The sequence below is a fragment of the Curtobacterium pusillum genome, from assembly GCF_013359865.1.
Classification (GTDB): domain Bacteria; phylum Actinomycetota; class Actinomycetes; order Actinomycetales; family Microbacteriaceae; genus Curtobacterium; species Curtobacterium pusillum.
Map to the genome: position 1 here is coordinate 1 of NZ_JABMCE010000065.1, position 627 is coordinate 627.

Annotated in this window: 2 rRNA genes; both read right to left on the reverse strand. The window is 57.7% G+C overall.

What is annotated here, in order from left to right:
- Positions 1–115, reverse strand: a 23S ribosomal RNA gene (locus HP507_RS06405); the annotation flags it as partial.
- 423 nt (positions 116–538) lie between these two features.
- Positions 539–627 (reverse strand): 16S ribosomal RNA (locus tag HP507_RS06410); the annotation flags it as partial.

Sequence of the window (627 nt, forward strand, 5' to 3'; positions counted from 1 at the left end):
GAAATCCTCGGCTCACAGCTCGATTATCAGCTCCCCGAGGCTTATCGCAGATTTCTACGTCCTTCTTCGGCTCCAGATGCCAAGGCATCCACCGTTTGCTCTTAGAAACTTGACCACAAAGATTAAAATTGCGATCGACTCAACAACAACCCCGGAATCCGAAGACCCATAGGCTCGTTGCGAGCGATCTAAGATGCTCGCGTCCACTGTGTAGTTCTCAACATACGATCGGCACCACACTCCCCCAGGAGCAACGCTCCCAGCATCATGCGGCCCACCGAAGAACCATACGGATCACTCCGTGCGGCTCAACCCCCAGCCCGAAGACTGGGAAGCCTGGTCCCTCAGGACCCAACAACGTGCACCAGCCGACCCGCTCACCCCCAACCCGTTCCAACCCGACCCGAAGACCTGGCGTACTGAGGTCGGCAGCTGCGCTCCCGACTGCACTGTCAATGTTCCACCCATGAGCTACCGGCGAGAACATTCGTCTCGATCCGGCGCCTGGACACCCCAAGAGGTGCCAGATGCTCCTTAGAAAGGAGGTGATCCAGCCGCACCTTCCGGTACGGCTACCTTGTTACGACTTAGTCCTAATCACCGATCCCACCTTCGACGGCTCCTTCC